This is a genomic window from Streptomyces sp. NPDC059534 (genome assembly GCF_042743475.1).
Classification (GTDB): Bacteria; Actinomycetota; Actinomycetes; order Streptomycetales; family Streptomycetaceae; genus Streptomyces.
The window spans coordinates 1-25,511 of record NZ_JBHWAQ010000007.1; the positions used below are offsets into that span (position 1 = coordinate 1).

Annotated in this window: 16 protein-coding genes; 3 read left to right on the forward strand and 13 right to left on the reverse strand. The window is 73.5% G+C overall.

Annotated elements, in window-relative coordinates:
* Positions 1–120 precede the first annotated feature (120 nt).
* Both pcrA and ACFVZH_RS10695 read right to left on the reverse strand, forming a co-directional pair.
* Positions 121–2,580: a DNA helicase PcrA gene (pcrA, locus tag ACFVZH_RS10690; protein ID WP_384895447.1), complete on the reverse strand. Its 2,460-nt coding sequence runs from the start codon at positions 2,578–2,580 to the stop codon at positions 121–123.
* Between the two features lie 114 nt (positions 2,581–2,694).
* Positions 2,695–3,048 (reverse strand): hypothetical protein, encoded by a 354-nt coding sequence (locus tag ACFVZH_RS10695; protein ID WP_384895449.1) that lies wholly within the window; start codon positions 3,046–3,048, stop codon positions 2,695–2,697.
* Between the two features lie 344 nt (positions 3,049–3,392).
* Here ACFVZH_RS10695 and ACFVZH_RS10700 point away from each other — a divergent pair, with 344 nt between their 5' ends.
* On the forward strand, positions 3,393–4,505 hold the full coding sequence (locus tag ACFVZH_RS10700; protein WP_384895451.1) for an NlpC/P60 family protein: 1,113 nt from the start codon (positions 3,393–3,395) through the stop codon (positions 4,503–4,505).
* 11 nt (positions 4,506–4,516) lie between these two features.
* Here ACFVZH_RS10700 and ACFVZH_RS10705 read toward each other — a convergent pair whose 3' ends face one another.
* Positions 4,517–5,233 (reverse strand): LuxR C-terminal-related transcriptional regulator, encoded by a 717-nt coding sequence (locus tag ACFVZH_RS10705; RefSeq protein WP_384895453.1) that lies wholly within the window; start codon positions 5,231–5,233, stop codon positions 4,517–4,519.
* A complete protein-coding gene (locus tag ACFVZH_RS10710) occupies positions 5,230–6,489 on the reverse strand; it encodes a PspC domain-containing protein (protein ID WP_384895455.1) in 1,260 nt (419 codons plus the stop codon). The genes ACFVZH_RS10705 and ACFVZH_RS10710 overlap by 4 nt, the downstream gene beginning before the upstream one ends.
* Before the next feature lie 156 nt (positions 6,490–6,645).
* Between ACFVZH_RS10710 and ACFVZH_RS10715 the strand changes: the two genes are divergently transcribed.
* A complete protein-coding gene (locus ACFVZH_RS10715; protein ID WP_384895457.1) occupies positions 6,646–7,992 on the forward strand; it encodes a PspC domain-containing protein in 1,347 nt (448 codons plus the stop codon).
* A 156-nt stretch (positions 7,993–8,148) separates the two neighbouring features.
* Here the strand turns inward: ACFVZH_RS10715 and ACFVZH_RS10720 are convergent, their stop codons facing one another.
* From ACFVZH_RS10720 to guaA, 4 genes are all read right to left on the reverse strand, one after another.
* Positions 8,149–8,706, reverse strand: a complete 558-nt coding sequence (locus tag ACFVZH_RS10720) for a DoxX family protein (RefSeq protein ID WP_384895459.1) — start codon at positions 8,704–8,706, stop codon at positions 8,149–8,151.
* Positions 8,707–8,796: 90 nt separating this feature from the next.
* Positions 8,797–10,029 carry a hypothetical protein gene (locus tag ACFVZH_RS10725; RefSeq protein WP_384895461.1) on the reverse strand — a complete coding sequence of 411 codons (1,233 nt, stop codon included), beginning with the start codon at positions 10,027–10,029 and terminating at the stop codon, positions 8,797–8,799.
* A 190-nt stretch (positions 10,030–10,219) separates the two neighbouring features.
* Positions 10,220–11,008: a class II aldolase/adducin family protein gene (locus ACFVZH_RS10730; RefSeq protein WP_384895463.1), complete on the reverse strand. Its 789-nt coding sequence runs from the start codon at positions 11,006–11,008 to the stop codon at positions 10,220–10,222.
* A gap of 117 nt (positions 11,009–11,125) precedes the next feature.
* Positions 11,126–12,727, reverse strand: coding sequence for a glutamine-hydrolyzing GMP synthase (gene guaA, locus ACFVZH_RS10735; protein ID WP_384895465.1), 1,602 nt, complete (start codon positions 12,725–12,727; stop codon positions 11,126–11,128).
* Between the two features lie 323 nt (positions 12,728–13,050).
* Between guaA and ACFVZH_RS10740 the strand changes: the two genes are divergently transcribed.
* A complete protein-coding gene (locus ACFVZH_RS10740) occupies positions 13,051–13,341 on the forward strand; it encodes a chorismate mutase (RefSeq protein WP_384895467.1) in 291 nt (96 codons plus the stop codon).
* A 749-nt stretch (positions 13,342–14,090) separates the two neighbouring features.
* Here the strand turns inward: ACFVZH_RS10740 and ACFVZH_RS10745 are convergent.
* The 5 genes from ACFVZH_RS10745 to ACFVZH_RS10765 all read right to left on the reverse strand — a co-directional run bounded on the left by ACFVZH_RS10745 (position 14,091) and on the right by ACFVZH_RS10765 (position 25,326).
* A complete protein-coding gene (locus ACFVZH_RS10745; RefSeq protein WP_384895469.1) occupies positions 14,091–15,902 on the reverse strand; it encodes a GMC family oxidoreductase N-terminal domain-containing protein in 1,812 nt (603 codons plus the stop codon).
* A gap of 71 nt (positions 15,903–15,973) precedes the next feature.
* A complete protein-coding gene (locus ACFVZH_RS10750) occupies positions 15,974–17,638 on the reverse strand; it encodes a succinic semialdehyde dehydrogenase (RefSeq protein WP_384895471.1) in 1,665 nt (554 codons plus the stop codon).
* A gap of 207 nt (positions 17,639–17,845) precedes the next feature.
* Positions 17,846–19,567 carry a protein kinase gene (locus ACFVZH_RS10755; RefSeq protein WP_384895473.1) on the reverse strand — a complete coding sequence of 574 codons (1,722 nt, stop codon included), beginning with the start codon at positions 19,565–19,567 and terminating at the stop codon, positions 17,846–17,848.
* A gap of 116 nt (positions 19,568–19,683) precedes the next feature.
* Positions 19,684–22,764 carry a protein kinase gene (locus ACFVZH_RS10760; RefSeq protein ID WP_384895475.1) on the reverse strand — a complete coding sequence of 1,027 codons (3,081 nt, stop codon included), beginning with the start codon at positions 22,762–22,764 and terminating at the stop codon, positions 19,684–19,686.
* A gap of 159 nt (positions 22,765–22,923) precedes the next feature.
* On the reverse strand, positions 22,924–25,326 hold the full coding sequence (locus tag ACFVZH_RS10765; RefSeq protein ID WP_384895477.1) for a protein kinase: 2,403 nt from the start codon (positions 25,324–25,326) through the stop codon (positions 22,924–22,926).
* Positions 25,327–25,511 lie beyond the last annotated feature (185 nt).

Genomic DNA, 25,511 nt, shown 5'->3' on the forward strand with positions numbered 1-25,511 from the left:
CCCCCCCCCCCCCCCCCGCCCCCCCACCCCCCCCCACCCCCCCCCCCCCCCCCCCGGCCGCCCCGGGGGCCCCCCCGGGGGCCCCGGCCGCCGGCGGGGGCCCTTTCGCGCGGGCGAGGACTACAGCTTCTCGACCGGCGCGTACCGCAGCAGCAGCCGCTTCGGCTTCTCGTCCCCGAAGTCGATCGTCGCCTGCGCGTCCGCACCCGCACCGGTCACCGTCATGACCGTGCCGAGCCCGAACTGGTCGTGCGTGACCCGGTCGCCGACGTGGAGCGAGATCACCGGCTTCTCCCCGGCTCGCCGGGTGGCGAACCCGGAGGGGCCGGAGCGGGACCGGGAGGAGGAGAGCGAGGAGGAGAGCGAGGAGGTGATCCCCGAGGTGGGCCCGGCGGGCTTCACCATCGGCCCGGTCCGCTTCCACTCCAGGTACGCGGCCGGAATCTCCTCCAGGAACCGCGAGGCCGGGTTGTACGAGGGCTGGCCCCAGGCGCTGCGCATCGACGAGCGCGTGAGGTAGAGCCGCTCACGGGCGCGCGTGATGCCGACGTACGCGAGGCGGCGCTCCTCCTCCAGCTCCTTCGCCTGGCCCAGGGCGCGCATGTGCGGGAAGACGCCGTCCTCCATGCCGGTGAGGAACACCACCGGGAATTCGAGGCCCTTGGCGGTGTGCAGCGTCATCAGGGTGATGACGCCCCGGCCCTCCTCGTCCTCGTCCGGGATCTGGTCGGAGTCGGCGACCAGCGCGACCTTCTCCAGGAACTCGGCGAGGGTCGCCGGCTCCTCGCCACGCTCCTGCTCGAACTCAAGGGCGACGGCGGCGAGTTCCTGGAGGTTCTCGATCCGGGTCTCGTCCTGCGGGTCGGTCGACGCCTGGAGTTCGGCCAGGTAGCCGGTCCGCTCCAGGACGGCCTCCAGGACGACGGCGGGGCCGGCGCCGGACTCGACGACGGTGCGCAGTTCGTCCATCAGCGCGTTGAAGCGCTTGACGGCGTTCGCCGAGCGCGCGGCCATGCCGTACGCCTCGTCGACCCGCTTGAGCGCCTGCGGGAAGGTGATCTTCTCGCGCAGCGAGAGGGCGTCGATCATCGCCTCGGCGCGCTCGCCGATGCCGCGCTTGGGCACGTTGAGGATGCGGCGCAGCGGGACGTTGTCCTCGGGGTTGGCGAGGACGCGGAGGTACGCGAGGACGTCCCGGACCTCCTTGCGCTCGTAGAAGCGCACGCCGCCGACGACCTTGTAGGGCAGTCCGACGCGGATGAAGATCTCTTCGAAGACGCGGGACTGGGCGTTCGTCCGGTAGAAGACGGCGACGTCCCCGGCCTTGGCCTCGCCCGCGTCCGTGAGCCGGTCGATCTCGTCGGCGACGAACTGGGCCTCGTCGTGCTCGGTGTCCGCGACGTAGCCCGTGATCTGCGCGCCCGCGCCCGCGTTCGTCCACAGGTTCTTCGGACGGCGGGACTCGTTGCGCTCGATGACCGCGTTGGCGGCGGAGAGGATCGTCTGCGTGGAGCGGTAGTTCTGCTCCAGGAGGATCGTGGTCGCGTCCGGGTAGTCCTCCTCGAACTGGAGGATGTTGCGGATGGTCGCGCCGCGGAAGGCGTAGATCGACTGGTCGGCGTCGCCGACGACGCACAGCTCGGCCGGGCCGAGGTCCTCGTAGCCCGTGCCGACGAGCTCCCGCACGAGGGTGTACTGGGCGTGGTTGGTGTCCTGGTACTCGTCGACCAGGACGTGCCGGAAGCGGCGGCGGTAGTGCTCGGCGACGTCGGGGAACGCCTGGAGCAGGTGGACCGTCGTCATGATGATGTCGTCGAAGTCCAGGGCGTTGGCCTCGCGCAGCCGCGCCTGGTACATCCGGTACGCCTCGGCGAGCGTCTTCTCGAAGCCGTCGACGGCCTGGTCGGCGAAGGACTCCTCGTCGATCAGCTCGTTCTTGAGGTTCGAGATCTTGGCGCTGAACGACTTCGGCGGGAACTTCTTCGGATCGAGGTCCAGGTCACGGCAGACCAGGGACATCAGCCGCTTCGAGTCGGCGGCGTCGTAGATCGAGAAGGAGGACGTGAAGCCGAGCCGCTTCGACTCGCGGCGCAGGATGCGGACGCACGCGCTGTGGAAGGTCATGACCCACATGGCGTTGGCGCGCGGGCCGACGAGCTGCTCGACGCGCTCCTTCATCTCGCCGGCGGCCTTGTTCGTGAAGGTGATCGCCAGTATCTGGCCGGGGTGCACGTGCCGCGTGCCCAGGAGGTGGGCGATGCGGTGGGTGAGCACCCGGGTCTTGCCGGAACCGGCGCCGGCCACGATGAGCAGCGGGGTGTCGGTGTGGACGACGGCGGCGCGCTGCTGCTCGTTCAGCCCGTCCAGGAGCGCGGCGGGGTCCACGACGGGGCGCGGGGCGCCGTCGCGGTAGTGCGCGTCCCGGGGCGGGGGTGCGTCGAAGTGCTCCCCGAAGAGGTCGTGCGGGACTTCCTCCCCGGCCGGGGAGCCGTGCTCGTCGTCCTCGGAATGGGGCGGGGGCTCCTCCGAGGAGTGGTTCTGGAGACCGGCCAGGAAGCTGTCGTCAAAGAGGCTGCTCATCGCCTCACGAGTCTAGGACGCCCCACCGACATCCGGGCACGCCTTCGGAACGGTCTCTGTGGAAGGGCTCACACCGGGCGGCCGGCGCGGGGCGCGCCCGGCCGCCGGCGCGGGTCACACCCAGAGCGTCGCGATGAAGATGTTCGCCATGGTCAGGCCGCCGACCGCGGCGAAGAGGCCCTTGTCGACCTTCTCCTCGTCCCGCTTGACGTAGACGATGCCGAGGATGACGACGAGGATCGCCAGCTTGATGCCGATCTTGAGGTTGTTCACGGTCTGGTCGTCGGCCTGGTTGAGGCCGACGAGCGCGACGCCGGTGACCAGCATGGTCAGCGCGCCGTGCAGCATCGCGGGGCTGAAGCGGGCCGTACCGGTGCCCATCGCCTTCATCTGGGTGAGGAACCCGCCGAGGAGGGAGGCGATACCGATGATGTGCAGGGCGACGAAGACATTGATGAGTACGTCCATGGGGCGGAGCCTAACCGGGGCCTTAGCACCGCTCTCCGGCCGGGTCCACTCCTTCCGCCGCATCGGTCGGCCGACCGCACGAATGTCCCCCGGCCCGGTATCCGGAGCGGACGAGACCGGTCCCCGACCGCCAACTGACGTCAATAGCGGTCAACTCCCCGCCGGGGCGTGACCCCAGGTTTAGCGTCCTCCACCAGGTGGCCGGCTCCCCACCACCGTCGGCGATCCGGCGGTTGTCGGCCATCCCCGCCGAGAAAACCCGGCGGCGGTCCGTCTCCCCTGTGGCGGCCGCCGTCGGCCCGGCGGGCACCGTCCCCCTCAGGAAGAGGATGTGACCCGCCCTCGTGGCAGCGCACCGAAAGTCCAAACCGTCCCCCCTCGGTGGTCAGGCGGTCCGCACCGCCGCCACGCTCGCCCTCGCCTCCGCGGCGACCGCGACGCTCTTCGAGGGGTCCGGGCACGCGGACCCCCGGCCCACCACCGCGCAGGTCAAGGCGAAGGTCGACCGGCTGTACGAAGAGGCCGAGGTCGCGACCGAGCGGTACAACGGGGCGAAGGAGAAGGCCGACGAAGCCCGCGCCGCCTTCGACAGGCTGCGCGACGAGGCGGCCCGCAGGACCGACCGCCTGAACAGCGCGCGGGACACGCTCGGCGCCATGGCGGCCGCCCAGTACCGCTCGGGGGGCCTCGACCCGGCGGTGCAGCTCGCCCTCACCTCCGACCCCGACCAGTACCTGGAGCGGGCCGCGCTCGCCGAGAAGGCCGGGGACCGGCAGGCGGTCGCCGTCGGTGCCGTACGACGGGAGCTCGCCGCGCTCCGTCAGCTGCGCGGCGAGTCGGCGGGGCGCCTCACCGCGCTGCGCGTGCACGAGGAGGAGCTGCGGCGGCAGAAGACCGCCGTGGTCGGCAAGCTCGCCGAGGCACGGACCCTGCTCGCCCGGCTCACCGCGGAGGAACGGGCCCGGTACGAGGCCGCCGCCGCGGGCCGTGACGACTCCGGGCCCGCGGTGGGCACCGGCGGCTCCGGCGCGACGGGCCCGGCCGGTTCCACCACGGTGCGGGCCGACCGCTCCTCGGGCGGCGAGCGCGGCCCGGTGACCGCCCCGAACACCCGGGCCGCCGAGGCCGTCTCCTTCGCCCGCGCCCAGCTCGGCAAGCCGTACGTGTGGGGGGCGACGGGTCCCTCCGCCTACGACTGCTCGGGCCTCACCCAGGCTGCCTGGCGCGCGGCCGGCGTCTCCCTGCCCCGCACCACGTACACCCAGATCAACGCCGGGCAGCGCGTCTCCCGCTCCCAGCTCGCCCCCGGTGACCTGATCTTCTTCTACTCCGGCATCAGCCACGTCGGGCTCTACATCGGCGGCGGCCGGATGATCCACGCCCCCCGGCCCGGCGCCCCGGTGCGGATCGCCCCGATCGACGAGATGCCCTTCGCCGGAGCGACCCGCGTGGGATGACCGCGCCGGGCTCAGACCAGGCGGCGGGCGGTGGCCCAGCGGGTCAGCTCGTGGCGGTTGGAGAGCTGGAGCTTGCGCAGCACCGCAGAGACGTGCGACTCGACCGTCTTCACCGAGATGTAGAGCTGCTTGGCGATCTCCTTGTACGCGTAACCGCGGGCGATCAGCCGCAGCACCTCCCGCTCCCGCTGGGTGAGCCGGTCCATGTCCTCGTCCACCGGCGGCGCGTCCGTCGAGGCGAAGGCGTCCAGGACGAACCCGGCGAGGCGGGGGGAGAAGACGGCGTCGCCCTCCTGGACGCGGAAGACCGAGTCCACCAGGTCCGTGCCGGTGATCGTCTTGGTCACGTAGCCGCGCGCACCGCCCCGGATCACCCCGATCACGTCCTCGGCCGCGTCCGAGACGGACAGGGCCAGGAAGCGGACCGGGTTCTCCGGCGCTCCCATCAGGTTCGCGCAGCGGCGCAGCACCTCGACCCCGCCGCCACCGGGCAGGTGCACGTCGAGGAGGACGACCTCGGGGCGGGTCGCCGTGATGACGGTGACCGCCTGGTCGACGTCGGCGGCCTCGCCGACCACCTCGACGCCCGTCACCTCGGTCCGGCCGATCTCGGCCTGCACCCCGGTACGGAACATCCGGTGGTCGTCGACGAGCACCACCCGCACTCGGCGCTCCGTGCCCGCCGCCCCCGCCTCGGTTCCGGTCGCTGCACCGGTCTCGTCGCTCATCCGTCCGCCCTCTCCATCTCAAGCTCCACTTCGGTGCCCCCGCCCGGCACGGACCGCAGCCGGGCCGAGCCGCCGTTGCGCTGCATCCGGCCGATGATCGATTCTCGTACGCCCATCCGGTCCTCGGGCACCGCATCCAGATCGAAGCCCGGTCCCCGGTCCCGGACGGAGACGAAGACCGTGCGGCCCTCGACCTCCGCGTACACCTGAACGGCCCCACCCTCGCCACCGTACTTCGCGGCGTTGACCATCGCCTCGCGTGCGGCCTGCATCTGCGCGGCCAGTCCCTCGTCGAGCGGGCAGTCGCCGACGACGACGACCTCCAGCGGGACCCCGTGCTTGTCCTCGACCTCGGCCGCGGCTCTCTTCACCGCCTCCGCGACCGTCTCCGGCTCCTCGTCCTTGCCGGTGCCCTCGGGCTTGTACAGCCAGTTCCGCAGCTCCCGCTCCTGGGCGCGGGCAAGGCGGCGGACCTCGCCGGCGTCCTCGGCGTTCCGCTGGATCAGGGTGAGGGTGTGCAGCACGGAGTCGTGGACGTGGGCCGCGACCTCGGCGCGCTCCTGTGCGCGGATGCGCATGGTGCGCTCGTCGCTGAGGTCCTGCGTCATCCGGACCAGCCAGGGGCCGGCCAGCAGGGCTATGCCGGTGAGGACCGCGACGGCGGCGGTGAGGGCCGTCCCCAGCTGGGCGACGGAGCCGCGGACCACCACGAAGACCGCGAGGCCCGTGCCGACCAGGGCGACGCCGACGAGACCGCGGGCGATCTGGAAGCGGCGGCGGCGCCCGGCGTCGGTCCAGCTGGCCCGGCGGGCGTTGTCCGCCTGCCGCCAGACGAGGGCGACGCCGACGCAGATGAGGATCCCGGGCCAGATGTACCGCCCGGACTCCTTGTCGAGGCTGATGTTCCCGATGAGGACCGCGCCGCCGACCGCGAGCGCGAGGAGCGCGAGGACCTGGCCCCGGTCGGGCTTGCGCAGTCTGCGGCGCCCGTCCGGGGTGGTCTCGAAGACGGGGCGCGGGACCGTTCGGCCGCCGACGCCGAGCGGGACGACGATCCAGAAGGCCGCGTAGGTCACGAGACCGAGTCCGTCCATGAAGAAGAGGACGACGAAGACCGTCCGCACCCAGACGACCGGCAGGCCGAGGTGCCCGGCGAGGCCGCGCGCGACACCGCCGAGCCACCGCCCGTCGGCGCTCCGGTAGAGCTTGCGCACGGGCGGTTCGTCGGTGTCGGTGACACGAGCGGCTGCGGACATGCACTGATCGTCACACGTTCGGCCCGCACGGGACATCAGGGTCGGCCCTGAGATCGCCCCTGGTAACGCCTCGGGGACGGTGGGGCGCCGAATATCAGGGTCGGGCCAGGGTCGGCCCCGGTGCCGCTGGGCGTCACGGGCCGTCACCATGGACGCATGACGAGTTCGATGCCTTCGCAGCACGAGGCCCCGCCGTCGGCGGAGGCCGATCCCGCCCCGCCCCTGCTGCGCTCACGCGGCAGCAAGGTCGTGGGCGGAGTCTGCGGCGGTCTCGGCCGGTACTTCGACCTCGACCCGGTGTTCTTCCGGGTCGCGGTCGGTGTGCTGGCGGTGCCGGGCGGCATCGGGCTGATCTTCTACGGCTTCGCCTGGCTGCTGGTCCCGCTCGCGGGCGAGGAGGAGAACGAGGGCCGGAAGTTGCTGACCGGCCGGGTCTCCGGCGCCTCGCTGGCCGCCCTGCTGATGGCCCTGGTGGGCTGCGGGATCTTCCTGTCGATGCTGCACAGCGGGACGATGCTGGGCTCCGGCCTGCTGATGGCGTTCGTGGTGTCCGCGGCGGCGGTCTGGTCGCGGCGGCGCCAGAGCGGTGTCGTGGAGCCCGAGGGGCGGGTGGAGTCGGCCGCCGCCGCCCTGACGGTGGCCGAGGCGCCGCCCGAGACCAAGGCGCCGCCCCTGGTCGAGTTCCCCTCCTGGTGGAAGGACCCGATAGTCAAGGACGGCTCGACGGGCAAGGTCGCCGTGGGCTACCTGTGGGGGCCGCACGGCATCCTGGACGAGGACGGCCGGGTGGGCGGCGAGGTGCCGAAGCCGGGCAGCCAGTGGGGGCCGGCCCCCTCGGCCCCCGGGCGCCCCGAGCCCTCGGTCCGGCGGAGTCCGCGCTCCATCGCCGGTCCGATCCATCTGCTCGCCGTGCTCGCGGCCGTGCTCGGCACGGCTCTGACCTGGGAGACCCAGCCGCTGGGCACGAGTCTGCAGACCGGTCTGGTCGCCGCCCTCGCGGTGTTCGGCGCCGGCCTGGTCGTCAGCAGCTTCCTCGGCCGGACCGGGTTCGGCACGATCTTCCGCACGGTGATCACGGCCGCGCTGCTCGCCGGGGCGGTGGCGCTGCCCCACCGGATCACCACGGACTGGATCCGCGAGACGTGGAAGCCGACGTCCGTCGCCGCCGTGCAGCCGCGCTACGAGGTGGGCACGGGCGTCGGCATGCTGGACCTGTCGGGGCTCCCGGTCCCGGCGGGCACGAGCGTCTCGACGTCGGTCGAGGTGGGCGCCGGACAGCTCAAGGTGATCGTCCCCAAGGACGCCGTCGTGAAGCTGCGCGCCCAGGTCGGCCTGGGCGATCTGCAGCTGCCCGGCGAGCCGCCGAACGACATCGACATCGCGCCGGACCGCGACGTGAGCCGGACGATCCAACCGCCGGCCGGGACCGCCCCGGCGGGCACCCTGAACCTCTCACTCGAGGTCGGCATCGGACAGGTGGAGGTCACCCGTGCTGCTTCATGAGTTCCGCCCGGGCCGGCTGCTCGCCGGACTCACCGCTCTCGCCCTGGCCGCGCTCTACGCGGGCGACGCCGCCGGCGCCTGGACCACACCGTGGTACGTGGTGATCCCCGTGCTCTGCGGCGGCCTGGGCGCGGCTGGCCTCGCGACCTGGGTCGCCTATCGAATACGGCGCCGTCGTTCGGCGAGGAACGCGTCCACCGACAGCACCGAGGCCCCGGCGAGCAGCATCGGGAGCCAGGACATCAGATAGGCGAGGTCGTTGCCGAGGTAGTACGGGCTCACCTGCCAGCTCACGGTCAGCCAGAGACTCAGGGAGATCAGCGCGCCGCCGAGCGCCGCCACGCGGGCGAAGAGACCCAGCAGGGTCCCGATCCCGACGGCGAGCTCCCCGAAGGCGATGGCGTAGCCGAAGCCGGCGGGGCTCTTGAGGGCGAGGTCGACGAGGGCGGGGATCGCGGACGAGTCGCGGACGCCTCGCATCATCTCGCCGATGGAGCCGCTGCCGGTGTCGGCGAAGAAGGCCGAGTCGGTGAGCTTGTCGAAGGCGGCGTAGACGAAGGTGACGCCGAGGAAGATCCGCAGCGGAAGGAGGGCGTAGCGGGAGGCGACCGCCTTCCACTCGTCGAGGGTGGCCCGCCACCCGGTGCGGCGGCCGTCACCACCGGCGCCTCCCGTGCCGCCCGTGTCGTCCGCCCGGTCCGTCTGTCCGGTCATCGTCGGCCACCTCTCCACGCCCCGTACGACTGTTCGCGGAACGATTCTCCTCGGACTCGGCTCCGGGGACACGGGAAGGGGGCCGGACGGTCAGTCGACCACGTCGATCGTGACCCGATTGGTCTCGACGCCCGCGGCCGTCACGACCGAGACCTCCACCCGGCCCGGTTCCACGTCCGCCGGGAGGGGGACGGTCAGGGTCGCGTCGGTGGGGTTGGCGAAGCCGCCCGGCACCGGCACCAGCGGCACATGGGCGTGGACGGGGCCGATACGGACGACCAGGCGGGTCAGCGGGTCGGGGGCGCCGGCGCCGGGCGGGACGAAGCCGCAGCCGCGGATCTCGATGTCGTCGCCCGTGCGGATGGGGGCGTCGAGGTCGCCGGCCTCCCGGGACCGGACCACGGAGTGGATCGTGGGGCGGACGCCCTCGGTGCACTTCGCGGCGAGGTGCCAGGCCGCCGAGACGCCGAGGAGCAGGACGAGGGACCAGGGCACCTCGGGGAGCCGGGCGGGGTCGCGGGCGAGGCCGACGGCGGCGAGGGCCAGGACGGCGGCGGAGACGAGGAGGTACTGGACGTCGGCGAGGCTGGCGCGGCCGCTGTCGTCGCAGAGCAGGTCGGCGGCGCGCGGGCGGTCGGCGCGCACCTTCTGGAGGCGGCGGGACGCGATGCCCACGGCGACGACGAGGCGGGCGGTGACCGTGACGGCCGACACCAGGGCGAGGACGGTGAGCAGGCCCGCGCCGCGGGCCAGACCGAAGGCGGTCGCGTCGGGCGACCGGAAGGCCAGGAAGAGGAGGGTGAAGCCGAGGAGGAGGAGCCAGGCGGCGGCGACGGCGCGGGTGGTGGAGAGCCGGTTGTCCTCGCCGATCAGGGGCGCGAGGAGACCGCCGCGCGCCCGGTGGGCGTGGGCGGCGGCGCTGAGCAGGAGGGCGAGGACCAGGGCGGTGCAGAGGCCGGCCGTGCGGGCGCCGGTCCAGCCGGCCTCGATGGCGGTGAGGGCCTGACCGAGGAGGAGGGCGAGGACGGCGCCCCAGACCGCGCCGAGGCCACCGCGGCGCACCCGGTCGAGCCAGGCGAGCCCGGCCTCCCGGCCCCGGGCGGCGACCGCGCGGGCGGACTGGGCGAGCTCGTCGGAGACCCACTGGCGGGCGGCGACCGGCGAGTGGGCGACGGCCGCGGGGACGCCGTGCCCGGCGGCGAGTTCGTCGCGCCGGGCGAGGAAGGCGGCGACGGCGCGCCGGTGGCCGGCCTGTCCGCAGTGGGCGCAGCCGGCGCAGGCCGTCGCGTGGTCGCCGTACTGTCTCGCCTCTTGAACCGCCACGGTGCTCACTTCCCGAGCTCACTTCACGAGCTCACTTCACGACACGTGCCGGTGCGTCCCGTAGGGCCAACCAACCGTTGATTCCCCGGAATTGTGCCGCACCGGCGGCTCTCGCACCGGCCGCGTGCGCCCCGCCGGAGAGTGATTGCCGCGCCATCTCATTGACGTACAGAAGGGTGAGGCGATGGTGTTACGACAGGAGTTCGGGCTCCGCTCGGCTGATCCTGCGCCAGAGGGGCTGGTAGTTGATCCAGGCGACGAGGTCGCTGCCGAGCTGTTCCCGGGTGACGACGGCGTCCCGGTGGTCGATCAGGACGGGCTTGCCGGCCGCCCGCGCGGCCAGCTGGATGCGGGCGCAGCGTTCCAGGGCGATGAACCACCAGGCCGCCGCGTCGACGGAGCCGCCGACGGTGAGGAGGCCGTGGTTGCGGAGCACGATCGCCTTGAAGGAGGCGAGGGCGACGGCGATCCTGCGGCCCTCCTCCGCGTCGACGGTGACGCCGGTGTAGGCGTCGTAGAGGGCGTGGTCCTGGTAGAAGGCGCAGGCTTCCTGGGTGATCGGGTCGAGGAGTTCGCCGAGTGCCGCGAGCGCCCGCCCGTGCGTGGAGTGGGTGTGGGCGACGGCGACGGCGTCGGGCCGGGCGCGGTGGACCTCGGCGTGGACGGTGAAGGCGGCCTGGTTCACGTGGTGGCCGCCGTGGACGACCTGCCCGTCGCCGTTGACCAGGATGAGGTCGCTCGCGGTGACCTCCTCGAACGGCATCCCGAAGGGGTTCACCCAGAAGCAGTCGGGGTACTCGGGGTCGCGGGCGGTGATGTGGCCCGAGACGCCCTCCTCGTACCCGAGCCGCCCGAAGAGCCGGAGCGCGCCCGCGAGCCGCTGTCTGCGGTGGGTGCGTTCCTCCTCGGCCGTCGCGTGGACGGGCGGCATGGCGAAGTGGAGCCGTTCGAGGGGGACGGGGTCCGGTATCACGCTCATGCGCCGGAAGGTAACGCCCGGCCGGGCAAGTCACCAGAGTCCGGACACGACGAAGCCGTCGCCCCGCGCGACGGACACGGGGGCGACGGCTCCGGTGGGCTCAGGGAGCGGGTGCGACTACTCCCACTCGATGGTGCCCGGGGGCTTGCTGGTGACGTCGAGGACGACGCGGTTCACGTCGGCGACCTCGTTGGTGATGCGGGTCGAGATCTTGGCCAGCACGTCGTACGGCAGGCGCGACCAGTCGGCCGTCATGGCGTCCTCGGAGGAGACGGGGCGCAGCACGATCGGGTGGCCGTAGGTGCGGCCGTCACCCTGGACGCCGACCGAGCGGACGTCGGCGAGCAGGACGACCGGGCACTGCCAGATCTCGCGGTCGAGACCGGCGGCCGTCAGCTCCTCGCGGGCGATGGCGTCGGCCTCGCGCAGCAGGTCGAGACGGTCCTTGGTGACCTCGCCGACGATGCGGATGCCGAGGCCGGGGCCCGGGAAGGGCTGGCGCTGGACGATCTCCTCCGGCAGGCCGAGCTCCTGGCCGACCATGCGGACCTCGTCCTTGAAGAGCTGGCGCAGCGGCTCGACGAGCTCGAACTCCAGGTCCTCGGGGAGGCCGCCCACGTTGTGGTGGGACTTGATGTTGGCGGTGCCGGTGCCGCCGCCGGACTCGACGATGTCCGGGTAGAGCGTGCCCTGGACGAGGAAGGCGACCTCCTCGCCGGTGCCCGCCGACTCGGCGATGATCTCGGCCTGGGCCTGCTCGAAGACGCGGATGAACTCGCGGCCGATGATCTTCCGCTTGGTCTCCGGGTCGGAGACGCCGGCGAGGGCGGTGAGGAACCGCTCCTGCGCGTCGACGACCCTGAGGTTGACGCCGGTCGAGGCGACGAAGTCCTTCTCGACCTGCTCCGTCTCGCCCTTGCGCATCAGGCCGTGGTCGACGTAGACGCAGGTGAGCTGCGAGCCGATGGCCTTCTGCACGAGAGCGGCGGCCACGGCGGAGTCGACGCCGCCGGAGAGACCGCAGATGGCGCGCTTGGTGCCGACCTGGGCGCGGATGGCCGCGACCTGCTCCTCGATCACGTTGCCCGTGGTCCAGCTGGGCTCGATGCCGGCACCGCGGTAGAGGAAGTGCTCCAGGATCTGCTGACCGTGCGTGGAGTGCAGCACCTCGGGGTGGTACTGGACGCCGTACAGCTTCTTGGCGTCGTTCTCGAAGGCGGCGACCGGCACGACGTCCGTGGAGGCGGTGACGGTGAAACCCTCGGGGGCGGCGGAGCAGGCGTCGCCGTGCGACATCCACACCGACTGCTCGACCGGGGTGCCCTCGAAGAGGGTGGAGCCGGCCTTGGAGACGTGCAGGCCGGTGCGGCCGTACTCGCGGGCGCCGGTGTTGTCGACGGTGCCACCGAGGGTCGTCGCCATCAGCTGGAAGCCGTAGCACATGCCGAAGACGGGGACGCCCGCCTCGAAGATCGCACGGTCGAGGCGGGGCGCGCCCTCCGCGTACACGGAGGACGGGCCGCCGGAGAGGATGATCGCCTTCGGGTTCTTGGCCAGCATCTCGGCCACCGGCATGGTGGACGGGACGATCTCGCTGTAGACCCGGGCCTCGCGGACGCGGCGGGCGATGAGCTGGGCGTACTGGGCGCCGAAGTCGACAACGAGGACTACGTCCGGGTTGGAGACGTCGGGCGCGGCAGCGGGGGTCGCTGATGACACTACGGCGGCCTTCCGGCGGTAGGAGAGGGTCCCCCGAAGGGGGTGCTATTTGTCGATTCTACCGGCGCGCCGGTCGCACTTTTCGTCTCACCATCCGAACCCGGGTTGGCCCGGGCCCGCCGGCGGGGTCCATACTGTCGCCATGCGCAAGCTCACGACGTTCGTCTTTACCTATGGCAACCGGCCCACCGGCTGCCATGGTCGTGCTGCTTGAGCAACTGACAAGCGACTTCCCAGGCGCCCCGGGCCGACAAGGCCCGGGGCGTTCTGCTTTTCTCCGGGCCATGTCGCTCCAGGGCGTCCGACCTCACGAGGAGCCCGACATGACCGCGATGACCCAGACCGAGAAGACCGGCGCCCGCACCGACGAGGCGGCGACGCTGATCGGCGACGCGCGCGAGCGCATCGACGCGCTCGACGACCGGATCATCGGTCTGATCCAGGAACGGATGGCCGTCTCGGCCGTCATCCAGGAGGCCCGCATCTCCTCCGGCGGCCGCCGGGTGAACCTCGCCCGCGAGATGGAGGTGCTCGGCCACTACAGGGACGCCCTGGGCAAGCCGGGCACGGCCCTGGCGATGACGATGCTGGAGCTGTGCCGGGGCCGCGTCTGAACCACCCGCGCGGCCTCGCCGCGGCCGCTCCTGGACCACCCGCGCGGCCGCCCCGGGGACGCCTGCGGGCCACCGCCCGCATCTGAGTTCGGGCCCGCTCTCACCCGTACGGCGCGTGACCGGCCGCGACCCGGCTTCGTTGGTCCGGGTGTCCGTGCCAGCCAGGGGCGGGCCCGAAAAAACCACGCGTGGCTTCGCTGGGGCGTGTGGCGTACCTCAGGTACGTCGTGGGACCTCGTACCAGCGCGTGTGACCGGGCAGCAGGGGACAGCAGCCCGGTCACCCAGAAAGGGCGGTCGGTCCCGGGGACGCCCGGGGCCGGCCGCAACCGGCCGATCTCCCGATCCTCCCGTCCCCCGATCCCCCCGATCCCCTCCCCTCCCGCGGCGCAGCCCCCCGGCGCCGCTCCGCTCGGCACCGCAGCTGCCCTGACACCGGTGCCGGCCCCAAGGGCCCCGTGCCGCGACCGGAATCGCGCCACGGGGCCCTTCCCTGTCTCCGGCCGCATCCGCACCGCGGCCCCCGCCGCACCCCCCGGCTCCGACGTGACGCGCGTCACACGGAGATCCTGTGCAACCGCTACAACCAATCCCACCGGTCGCGGGTCATCTATGCAGCACCACCAAGAACTGGAAGGGCGCTGCACTCGGAGGGGGGTGCAGCGCCTTTTCTGTGTCGTGCTTCCGGGCTTCTCCCGCCCGGCCTCAGAGCTGCTTCCCGCCCGGTCCGAGTGCTTCTTCCGCCGGGTCTCAGACCTTCTTCGGCGGGACGGCAGGCATGCCGAGGAACGGCAGCCGCAGGGCGCCGAAGGCTTCGGCCGGCACGGCGGGGGACTTCGGTTCGACCGCCGCGAGCCGTGCGTACGCCTCCCCCTGGCCGGGGCGGAGGTCCTCCTCGCCCTTGTTCGGCCAGAAGGACATGGCCCGCTCGGCCTGGGCGGTGATCGTCAGGGACGGGTTGACGCCGAGGTTGGCGGAGACCGCCGCTCCGTCGACGACGGAGATCCCGGGGTGGCCGTAGAGCCGGTGGTAGGGGTCGATGACGCCGGCCCCGGCGTCGGCTCCGATCGGGCAGCCGCCGAGGAAGTGGGCGGTGAGCGGGGTGCCCATCAGCTCGCCGATGTTGGAGCCGGCGAAGCCGTTGATCTCCTCGGCGAGGAGGGTGGCGGCCCTGGTGGCCTCCGGGATCTGGACCGGGTTGGGCGCTCCGTGTCCCTGGCGGGCGGTGAGCAGGCCCTTTCCGAGACCGCCGGGCTTGCGGTAGGTCGTCAGGGAGTTGTCGAGGGACTGCATGACGAGGCCGATGATGGTCCGCTCCGACCAGTGCCGGTTGGAGAGCGAGCGGACGGCGAGGCCGGGGTGCTTGAGCACGTTGAGGAACCAGTTGCGCACCCGGTGGGCGCCGTAGGGCACCTGGAGGACGGTCAGGCCGCCCATCGAGTTGGAGCCCTTGCCGTAGCGCACCGGCTCGATGTGGGTGTTGGCGTCCGGGTGGATCGAGGAGGTGATGGCGACGCCGCGGGTGAAGTCGACCTTCCCCTTGCCGTGCCGCTTGCGGTAGCGGCGGTCGGTGGTCTGGGCGCCGACCAGGCCCTCGGAGTTGGTGCGGGTGAGTTCGCCGAGCCGGTCCGAGATCCGGGGCAGCAGGCCGGTGTCCTTCATCCGGTGCAGCAGGCTCTGGGTGCCGTAGGTGCCGGCCGCGACGACCACGCGGCGGGCGGTGAAGGTGCGGCCCCTGCCCTTCCTCCGCTGGTCGGTGGGGAGGGTCTTCACCGCGAAGCCGCCCCGCGAGTCCTCGGTGACGGTGACGACCGTGGTCATGGGGTGGACGGTGGCGCCGGCCTTCTCGGCGAGGTGCAGGTAGTTCTCGTTGAGGGTGTTCTTGGCGCCGTGCCGGCAGCCCGTCATGCACTCGCCGCACTCGGTGCAGGCGCGCCGGGCCGGGCCGGCGCCGCCGAAGTACGGGTCGGCGACCTCGCCGCCGGGCTTCGCCTTCGTCGTCCCGTCGGCATCGTCGCCGTCGCCGAAGAAGACGCCGACCGGGGCCATGTGGAAGGTGTCGCCGATGCCCATCGCCTGCGCGGCCGACTTGAGGTGCTCGTCGGAGGGGGTCATCGTCGGGTTGAGGCGGACGCCGAGCATCCGCTGGGCCTGGTCGTAATACGGCCGCAGCTCGTCCTGCCAGTCCGTGATGTCCTTCCACTGCGGGTCGTCGAAGAACGGCTTGGGCGGTACGTAGAGGGTGTTGGCGTAGTTGAGGGAGCCGCCGCCGACGCCGGCGCCCGCGAGCACCATGACGTTGCCGAGCAGGTGGATGCGCTGGAGGCCGTAGAGGCCGAGGGCGGGGGCCCACAGGAAGTTCTTCAGGTCCCAGGAGTTCTTCGGCAGGGTCGCGCGGGTGAAGCGGCGCCCGGCCTCCAGGACGCCGACCCGGTAGCCCTTCTCGGTGAGGCGGAGGGCCGTCACCGAGCCGCCGAAGCCGGAGCCGACGACGAGGACGTCGTAGTCGTACGCGGCGTCCTCGGCCTGCTCCTGATTTTGGGTAGGGGGTACCGCGGTCATGGCTCTCCTCGTACGGCAAGGGCGAAAACGGTCGGAAGTCCGGGGCGGCCGCGGAGACCGCCCCGGCGGTGTCAGCGCAGACGCAGGGCCTTCATCGCCTTCAGGGAGACGCTCATGAAGGCGGCGTACTTCTCGTCGTCCATCCCGAAGGAGGGCGCGAGGGGCATGAGCCGCTGCTGGGCGACGGTCTGGGCCTCGGTGTACTTGAGGATGCCCTCGGAGCCGTGGCGGCGGCCGAGCCCGGAGTCCTTCATGCCGCCCATCGGGGACTGCACGCTGCCGTAGGCGGGGGCGTATCCCTCGTTGATGTTGACGGTGCCGGTGCGCAGCCGGGCCGCGACGGCGTGGCCGCGGCGGGAGTCCTTCGTCCAGACGGAGGAGTTCAGGCCGTACGGGGTGGCGTTGGCGAGGTCGACGACCTCGTCCTCGTCCGTGAAGCGGTAGACGGAGACGACCGGGCCGAAGGTCTCCTCGGCGCAGACGGCCATCGGGGCCTCGACGCCGTCGAGGATGGTCGGCTCGTAGAAGAGGGGGCCGATGTCGGGGCGGGCGACGCCGCCGGCGACCAGCCTGGCGCCCTTGGCGACGGCCTCCTCGACGTGGCGGCTGACGGTCTCCAGCTGCCGGTCGCCGACGAGGGAGCCCATGTCGGCCCCGTATGCGAGGGAGCTGCCGAGCCGCATGGCCTTGGTGCGGGCGGCGAAGCGCTCCAGGAAGGCGTCGGCGACGGACGCGTGGACGTACAGCCGCTCGATGGAGATGCAGAGCTGGCCGGCGGAGGAGAAGCAGGCGCGGACGGCTCCGGCGGCGGCCTTCTCGATGTCGGCGTCCTCGAGGACGAGCATCGCGTTCTTGCCGCCGAGTTCGAGGGAGACGCCGACGAGCCGGGCGGCGGCGCCCTGGGCGACCTCTCGGCCGGTGCGGGTCGAGCCGGTGAAGGAGACGTAGTCGGCGTGCCGGACGACCTCGGGGCCGACGACGGGGCCCTCGCCGAGGACGACCTGGAAGACCTCGGCGGGCAGTCCGGCCTCGATGAGCAGGTCGCGGGCCCACAGCGCGGTGAGCGCGGTCTCGGTGTCGGGCTTCATGACGACGGCGTTGCCCGAGACGAAGGCGGGCAGCGCGTCGCCGACGGAGAGCTCCAGCGGGTAGTTCCAGGGGGCGATCTGGCCGACGACCCCGCGCGGCTGGCGCAGTTCGGTGACCTTGGTGAGGGTCGGGACGACGCCGGTGTGGCGCTTGGCGCGCAGGTACGCGGCGGCCTTGCGGCCGTAGTGCCGGGCGGCGACGGCGACGGCCTGGACTTCCTCGTGGGCGTGCAGGCGGGCCTTGCCGGTCTCCAGCTGGATGAGGTCGAGGACCTCGGACTGGCGCTGGAGGACGAGGTCGTGGAAGCGGAGGAGGACGGCGGCGCGGGTCCTGACCGGGGTGGCGGCCCAGGCGGTCTGGGCGGCACGGGCGCGCGTGAAGGCCGCGGCGACGTCCTCGGGGGTGGACTCGGGCAGGTCCGCCAGCTTCTCCCCGGTGAAGGGGGTGTGGTTGGCGGTGCGGCCGGAGCCGACGACGCCGCGGGTGAGGCGGGCGACCACCTCGGGCGTCACGACGTCGGCGGCGGTCCGCACGCCGGCGGGCGCGGGCGCGACCGGGTTGGTCGCACCGGCGGGGGCGGCCGCTCCGGCCGTCGCGGCGGGTGCGTCGGAAACCGGAGGGGCGGCGGGGGCCTGCGAGTCCGTCATGACGCCGAGCGTAGGCCGCCTTCCGCCCTTTGGGTACCCGTCGGTAATGCGTTTTCACCGGGCGCACACATCGCGCCAGCGATCACTGGCACATAAGCCCTGATCAGGGGCTTACGGCCGGAGAGGGCCGGACGCGGAGAATTTCCCCGGTCCGGCGGCCGTCCGTCCGGGGAGCCCGGGTGCCCGGCCGCCGCCGTCCTGGGCAGCTCAGCCGACCGGTGCCCGCCAGTGCTGGACCACGATGTCGAACTGCTCCCGGGTGGTCTCCCAGCTCGACTCCGGCGAGGACATGTAGACGGCGTACTCCGTGCCGTCGTCCTCGTAGTACATCTGGTCGATCGCGTGCCGCGGCCCGGGGAAGTCCTTCCGCTCGGTCCAGGTGAACTCCCAGAGCGCGGAGCGGACCTGGTCGCGGTAGGTGTTCTGGTTGAGCTTGACCCGGGTGTAGTCCATCCGCTTCTCCAGGAGGCGCTCCAGGTCGAGGGCGTGCATGTACGGGTTCTCGAAGTCGGGGCTCCGGTCGATGCTGATCCGGATGCGGTGGCGGCCGTTGTCCGGGGTGTAGTCGACCTGGTCGCCCTCGGTCTGCCGCTTCCATCCGTCCGGCACGAGGAGGCTGAAGCCCTTCGGGTCGTCGACCCGGTGCCAGCCGTCCGGGACGCCGTTGGCGGCGCCCTGGGTGGCCGGGCCGGAGGCAGGGCCCGTGGCCGTGGGCCGTCCGTCGCCTCCGGCGCGGTCGCCCGCGTAGTTCATGGCCGCGAAGACGGCGCCGCCCGCGACGAGCCCGGCGAGGAGCGCCGCCAGGACGGCGCTGCGCCAGCGGCCGCGGCCGGACCCGGCGGGCGTGGGCGAGGGCACCGGCGTGGGCGGCGACTGCGACGGCCGGCGCGAGGGGGACGGCTCGGCCGGGTGGGGCCACTTCGCGGTGGTACCCGGCGCGGCCTCCGCGCCGTCCTCGCCCGTCCGGGGGGCGGGGTCGGCCGGCCCCGCCTCGGCGGCCGGGCGGGCCGGCGTGCGGCTCCCGCCCTCCTGCGCCTCCAGGTCCTCCCGGGCGACGCGCTGGGTCGGCACGTACGCCTGCGCCGCCTCCGGCCTGCGCCCCTCCATCGCGTCGAGCAGCATCCGCTCGGCCTCGTCGGCGCGCGGCCGCTGGTCCGGGTCCTTGCGCAGCAGCGCCACGATGACGGGCGCCAGCGGCCCCGCCTTCTCGGGGTGCGGCGGCTCCTCGGTGACGACGGCCTGCATGGTGCTGATCGGGGAGGTGCGGCGGAACGGCGAGACGCCCTCCACCGCCGTGTACAGCGTCGCGCCGAGGGACCAGAGGTCGGAGGCCGGGCCCGGGTCGCCGCCGCGCACCCGCTCGGGCGCCAGGTAGTCGATGGAGCCGACGATCTCCCCGGTCCGGGTGATCGTCGAGTCGCCCTCGATCGCGGCGATCCCGAAGTCGGTGATCAGGACGCGCCCGTCGCGCGCGAGCAGGACGTTGCCCGGCTTGACGTCCCGGTGCAGCACCCCGGCCGCGTGCGCGGCCCGCAGCGCGCCGACGACGTGCAGCCCGATCCTGGCCGCCTCGCGCGGCTCGATCGTGCCGGCCTCCTTGGCGGCGTCGGCGAGCGAGGGCCCGTCGACGTACTGCATGACGATCCACGGCCGGCTGTCGTGCTCCAGCACGTCGTGCACGGTCACCACACCCGGGTGCGTGATCCGGGCGGCCGCCCGCGCCTCCTTCTGCGTACGGGCGTGCAGCACGAGCCGGTCGGCCTCGGCCACGAACCGGCCCGCCGTCAACTCCTTCACCGCCACCACACGGTGCAGTACCTCGTCGTGCGCGCGCCAGACCTTGCCCATGCCGCCGCGTCCGATGGACTCGCCCAGCCGGTAGCGCCCCGCTAGCAGCAGCCCCGTACCTGTGCTCTGAGAATGTTCCACTTGCCCCCGCCCATTCCTTCGGAGAACAGGTTACGGAGGGGGGTACGGGGGGCGGAACCTCGGGGCGGCCATAGGAACAGCACTGTGACCAGGGGCCGGTGGGCATCCTTCCGCTTTCAGCGCCCGGGCCGGAACGCCCTGGTCGCCTCCTCGTGGATCTCGCTCACCTTGTCGCGCTCGGCGTACGGGCCGATGACCTGGACGACGTGGTACCGGCCGCCGTCGATGAGGGCGAGGTTGCGGACGAAGACCTCCCGGCCGCTGCCGTCCAGCCACCAGTAACTTCCCGTGGCCGTCGCCGTCCTGCCGATGTCGACCCGGCGCGTGCGCTCCGCCCCCGACCAGCTCGACGCCCGCCACGGCTCCAGCTCGCGCTCCCTTCCGCTCTGGTACTCCAGCGGGTCGCCGCCGTTGTCGCGCACGCTGTCCCGGCCCGGTACGACGATCATCGTGAAGTCGCCGCTGGTGTAACGGACTTGCCCGGCGTCGTTGATCGGGCTGCGCCGCCATCCGTTCGGCACCCCGATCCGGAAACCCTCCGGGTCCTGGCGCACGGTGTAACCGGCGGCGAGGACAGGGGCGGACGGGTCGGCGGCGGGCGCGGTGGTGGACGGCTTCGCGGGCGGCTCGCTGCTCGGCCCGCCCGACGGCTCGGCGGAGGGCTCGGCGGACGGGGCGCCCGGCCGCGTCGTCGGCGGCGCGCCGGTCGTGGAGCCGGTCGGCGCGGCGGGGGTCTCCCGGTCGCCGGGCATGAAGAGGACCGCGTACGCGACGGCGCCGCCGAGCAGCACGAAGACCAGCACCAGCAGCGTGCGGCCGAGGGACCGCGGGGACTCCGGACCCCGGGCCGACGACGGGCGCCGGGTGCGGGGCGCGCGCGGAGCCCGCTGCGGGATCTCCTCGCGGTACTCCTCGTACCCCCCGTACTCCTCGTACTCCTCCCGGAACCCGCCGGGGACGTCCGCCGGTGCATGGGCGTGGTCGGGCTCGGCCGGCAGGGCGTCCCCGTACGCCCGGTCCTGCTCGTGGACGTCCTCGCGACGGCCCGCGGGGCGCGGGTCCTTGCCGCGCTTGTGACGGTGGCGGCCCGCCCCCGCTCCCCCGCGCCGACGGCGCACCAGCTCGCCGCGCCGGCGCACGATCGGCAGCCGCGTCTCGTCGAAGGACGGCAGCGGGACGACGCCGACCCCCGCGTCCGGCTCGGGCGCCGACCGCACGAGGGAACGCAGCCAGCCGCGCAGCTCCTCGAAGTCCGGCCGCTCGGTGGGGTCCTGACGCAGCAGCGACTCCACGACCGGGCGCAGCGGCCCGCACTCCTCGGCGAAGGCCGGCGGCTCGGCGCAGACCAGCTGGACGAGCTCGGCCGCGCTGTCCTCCGGGTAGGGGGCGTGCCCCTGGACCGCCCGGTAGAGGAGCGCGCCCAGCGCCCACAGGTCGGTGGCGGGCCCGATCGGCGGCGCGAGGCGCCAGTTCTCGTGCACGGGGCCGGCCTGTTCGGGCGCCCAGCGCTCGGTGACGGCGCCGACGACCGCGATACGGGTCTGCCGCGCCCGCTCGGCGTCGAGGCGGGTCGTCGGCCCGCGGTGCGCCTGCGCCGGGACGGTGACCCGCTCCCGGCCGTCACCCTGGCCGTCGCCCCGGCCGTCGCCCCGGCCGTCGTTCCAGTCGTCCCGGCCGTCGTCCCGGGCCGAGGCGGGGGACGGCAGGCGCGCCGGGTCCGGCGTCGCGGCCGTGTACCCGGCGGGCAGGGCCGGACGCCCCGAACCGGGCAGTACGGGACCGCCACCGGCCGGAACCGGCCCGGAGGCGTCCCGCGACGCGTGCGGGCCGTCGCTCCAGCTGCCGGCCAGCATCACGCGCGGCGGAGGGCCCGCCTGCGGACCACCGCCGTACGGCTCGTCGCCGTCGTCCTCGTCGTCCTCTTCGTCGTCCACCCGCGACCACCACTGCGGCTCGGGCGCCGCGGGCGCCTGCGGCGGCGGGGGCACCTCGGACCGCTCCGGCGGCGCGGCACGCTGGACGGGCAGCGCCCCCGTCTCGCCGAGCCGCGCCGCGGCGCGCGCACCCGCCCGGTACGCGGCGATGGCACCCGCCCGCGCGGCCCGCACATCGGCGGTCGGCGGCGTCGCCGCCGGCTGCGTCTCGGCGGGCGCCACGGCCGCCGCACGGCCGTAGGGGTCGACACCGTAGGGGGCGGCGCCGTACGGAGCGGCGTCGTAGGGGTTGGCGCCGTCGTACGGGGAGGGGTCGTCGGACGGGGAGGCATCGTCGCCGGGGCCGGGACCGGCGGGGTCGTCCCCCGGGGGCTCCGCCGCGTCCCCGCCGTCCGGGTCGACCTCCTCGTACACCTCCGCCTCGTAGATCTCCGCCTCGTGCACCTCGGCCCCATGGACCGTCGCCTCGTACTCCTCGGCCGCGTACTGCTCCTCGGCCGCGTGCCACTCGGGGACGTACGACCCCGGTACGTGCGACTCGGGGACGTACGGCTCGGGGACGTATTCCTCCGGCAGGTACGGCTGGGGCACGTGCGGTTCGAGAGCGCGCGGCCCGGACTCGAACGACTCGGCCTCGAACGACTCGGTCTCGAACGGTTCGGCCTCGGACGGCACCGGGGCGTACCCGCAGAGGGCTTCCTCCGCGGCGCCCGCCGCGAGGCCCGTGAGGACGACGCGGCCGTCGTCGCAGACGAGCACGGTCCGGGCGGTGATGTTCCGGTGCACCCAGCCGTGGGCGTGGAGGGCTCGCAGGGCGGTGAGGACGTCGGCGCCGATCTCGGCGGCGCGGTAGGGGTTGAGGGGCCGCTCGGCGAGGAGCGCGGCCAGCGGCCTGGCCGCCACGACCTCGCTCACTATCCACAGCGAACCGGCCTCCGCGAAGACGTCGAAGACCTGGTCGAGAAGGGGGTGGTCGGGGATCTGCGCGGCGGCCTGGGCCGCCTCGATCGCCCGGCGCACGACGGGTTCGGCCGGCCGCCGGGTCGCCCGTCCCGCGGCGCCGTGGGGATCCGCGGGACCCCCCTCGCCGTCGAGCACCTCGGCGTCGACGAACTCGGGCAGCGGCACCTGGCGGACCATGACCTCCTGGCCGCTGTACGTGTCGAACGCGCGCGTCTCCGCGAGCGCGTACGTGTCCGCGTCCGCCGGCGGCAGCGGCAGGCGGTAGCGGTCCGCGAGCACCCTTCCCGCGTAGTCGTCCACGACGCCTCCCCACGCGCGCACGCTGTCCCCCGTGGGCCCGCGGATCCCTCGGGATCGGGCGGGATCACGCGAGTCCGTCAATTCCGGTCCGGCACCGTGCAGTTAACGGCTCTGTTCGGCTGCGTACGGTCCACGAACTCTCACGATACGTGGCGCCGGTCAGTCCTTGGGGGTGAACGTCGCGAACGCCGTCTCCCGCAGCGTCCGGCACTCCGCGCCGTTCCACTCGTCCGCCTTGCAGCTGACCATGATGGAGTAGCCGTGCCGGGCGTCCACCTTGAAGCCGCGGTTGAGCACGTGGACGCTCACACCCTTCTGGGTGCGCTTGAACTCCCAGTCGGCGACGGTCGGGTAGCCCTTGTACGAGACCGTGTGGATGCCGATGTGCCGGTAGCCGTTGCTGGTGGCGGCGACACCGGCCATGGCGGTGCGCCAGGCGGTGGCGGCGTCGTCCTTCGGGCTGTCGTTGAAGTCGACCTGAACGCGCGGGAAGCCGCCGCTCTCGCTGAATATCCCGCCGGAGTCGTATCCCGCTATCGAGCGGAGGCGGAAGGTGGCGGGCATCGCCATCGAGAAGTGGAACTTGGCGTTGGTGACGAGGGTGTAGCCGGCGGGCAGCTGTGCGCTGCCGCCGCCGGGCTTGCCGGACGGCGTGGCGCCGGTGCCGTCCGACCCGTCCGTGGACCCCGTCGTGCCGTTCGTGCCGTTCGCGCCGGTGGAGTTGGTGTCCCCGGGCTGCGCGCCGCCCTGCTGGCCGGGGCCGCCCGGCGACTGGCCCTTGCCGCCGTCGGAACCGCCGGAAGCCCCGGAACCGTCGCCGCCGGCCGAGGTGCCGGCCGAGGCGGTGGTGCCGCCGTTCCCCTTGCCCTGGTTGTTCTCGTCGCCGCCGCCGAGGGAGACGGCCAGGATCGTGCCGAGCACGGCGAGGACCGCGACCGCGGCGATGATCACCAGGGTGCGGCGCGGTACGACGTCGGTCAGCGGTGCGCGGGCCGGGCCCTGCTTGCCGCCGCCGTGGAGCGGTTCGGCCTTCGCCGACGCCGAGGCCGCGGCGTTGCGCACGGACTTCAGGGCGCCCCGCATCCGGTCGGCGGCCGCGTCGGGGCCCTGGACCCGGTCGGCCTCGGGGGCCGGCGGCACCACGGGCGCCGCCGGCACGTGCTCGGGGCGCGGCGGCAGCGGGACGACCGTGGTGACCTCGGGAGAGGCGACGGGCGCCGCCTCGGGCGCGTCGAGCACGGCCCGCAGCAGGACCCGTGCGCGGGCGTCGTCGAGCCGCTGGGCCGGGTCCTTGGCGAGCAGGCCGTAGATGACCTGCTCCAGCTCGGGTCCCGCGTTCTTCGGCGGGTCGACCGGCTCGGTCATGACCGCCGTGAGGGTGGCGATGGCGGAGCCCTTGTCGTACGGCGGGCTGCCCTCGACCGACGCGTAGAGCAGGCCGCCGAGCGACCACAGGTCGGCGGCGGGGCCGGGCTTGTGGCCGCGGGCGCGCTCCGGGGAGATGTACGAGGGGGCGCCGACGAGCATGCCGGTGGAGGTGATCGAGGGGTCGCCCTCCACCTGCGCGATGCCGAAGTCGGTCAGGACGACCCGGCCGTCCTCGGCGATCAGCACGTTGGACGGCTTCACGTCGCGGTGCAGGATGCCCTCGCGGTGGGCCGAACGCAGCACGTCGAGGATGGCGAGGCCGACCTCGGCGGCGCGCCGCGGGGTGAGCGTGCCGTCCTCGCGCACGGCTTCCGCGAGGGACTTGCCCTCGATGAGTTCCATGACGATCCACGGGCGGTCGTCCTCGTCGACGACGTCGTACACGGTCACGGCGCCGTTGTTGCGGATCCGGGCGATGGCCTTGGCCTCGCGCAGGGTCCGGGTGATGAGACGTCGCTTCTCGTCGTCGTCGATGCTGGTGGGGAAGCGGAGCTCCTTGACGGCGACCGTACGGCCGAGGGTCTCGTCGACCGCGCGCCACACGGTGCCCATGCCGCCGCGGCCGAGGACCACGCCGAGGCGGTAGCGGCCGGCGAGGAGCCGGCCTTCGCCCGCCGGGGCCTTGCGCGCCCTGTCCCCGCCGGACGCGCGCGGGGTACCGGCCGACGCGCGGCCGCTCTCGCCGTCGCCGTCCCCGGCGCCGAACCCGGCCCGTCCGGTGGACGGCTCGGTGCCCCGCAGCCGTCCGGTGGCGGCGTCGACCGGCGTGTCCGCCGGGACGTCGGCCGGGACGTCGCGCGCGGCGGATGCCTCGCGGGCGGTTCCCGCGGCGGCGTCACGCTCACCGGATCCCGTCGCTCCGTCAGACGGCACGCCCTCGCCGCCCTTCACGCCCCGGACGTCCCCGCCGGAGTCCGGCACACCGTCCCGGACGTCCTCGACGTCCTGCGCGGGCCGACCCGGCCGCGCGTCCTCCGGAGCCTGTGCACCCCGTCCGACCTGCGCGTCCTGCTCGTCCCGTCCCGGTTCACGCGCGGCCGGGACCGCTCCTCGGTCGCCGTCGGTCGCGGCCCCCGCGGCGGCGTCCCGCCCGGGGTCCTTCGCCGTGTCCCGCGACTGCTCCGCCTCCGACATGCGTCCCCTCTGCGATCCCTGATCCGCGCCGCGTCTGCCGCTTCCCGCGCGATGCGGTAACCCGCCCTGGAAGAGAGCCCATTGTCCCTCACCTCGGGACGGGCGGCGCCCCCGGGTCCGTACTCCGGGATGACGACGCGTCCGCACGCCCTTCAGGTTCCCACCGGTTTGCGGACGACCCGGAC

Excerpts from the sequence above, each read along its gene's own strand:
- ACFVZH_RS10715 (WP_384895457.1), top strand. The coding sequence starts at position 6,646 with ATGACGAGTTCGATGCCTTCGCAGCACGAGGCCCCGCCGTCGGCGGAG.
- ACFVZH_RS10750 (WP_384895471.1), bottom strand. The coding sequence starts at position 17,638 with ATGACGGACTCGCAGGCCCCCGCCGCCCCTCCGGTTTCCGACGCACCC.
- ACFVZH_RS10695 (WP_384895449.1), bottom strand. The coding sequence starts at position 3,048 with ATGGACGTACTCATCAATGTCTTCGTCGCCCTGCACATCATCGGTATC.
- ACFVZH_RS10740 (WP_384895467.1), top strand. The coding sequence starts at position 13,051 with ATGACCGCGATGACCCAGACCGAGAAGACCGGCGCCCGCACCGACGAG.
- ACFVZH_RS10765 (WP_384895477.1), bottom strand. The coding sequence starts at position 25,326 with ATGTCGGAGGCGGAGCAGTCGCGGGACACGGCGAAGGACCCCGGGCGG.
- ACFVZH_RS10705 (WP_384895453.1), bottom strand. The coding sequence starts at position 5,233 with ATGAGCGACGAGACCGGTGCAGCGACCGGAACCGAGGCGGGGGCGGCG.
- ACFVZH_RS10720 (WP_384895459.1), bottom strand. The coding sequence starts at position 8,706 with ATGACCGGACAGACGGACCGGGCGGACGACACGGGCGGCACGGGAGGC.
- ACFVZH_RS10730 (WP_384895463.1), bottom strand. The coding sequence starts at position 11,008 with ATGAGCGTGATACCGGACCCCGTCCCCCTCGAACGGCTCCACTTCGCC.
- ACFVZH_RS10745 (WP_384895469.1), bottom strand. The coding sequence starts at position 15,902 with ATGACCGCGGTACCCCCTACCCAAAATCAGGAGCAGGCCGAGGACGCC.
- pcrA (WP_384895447.1), bottom strand. The coding sequence starts at position 2,580 with ATGAGCAGCCTCTTTGACGACAGCTTCCTGGCCGGTCTCCAGAACCAC.
- ACFVZH_RS10710 (WP_384895455.1), bottom strand. The coding sequence starts at position 6,489 with ATGTCCGCAGCCGCTCGTGTCACCGACACCGACGAACCGCCCGTGCGC.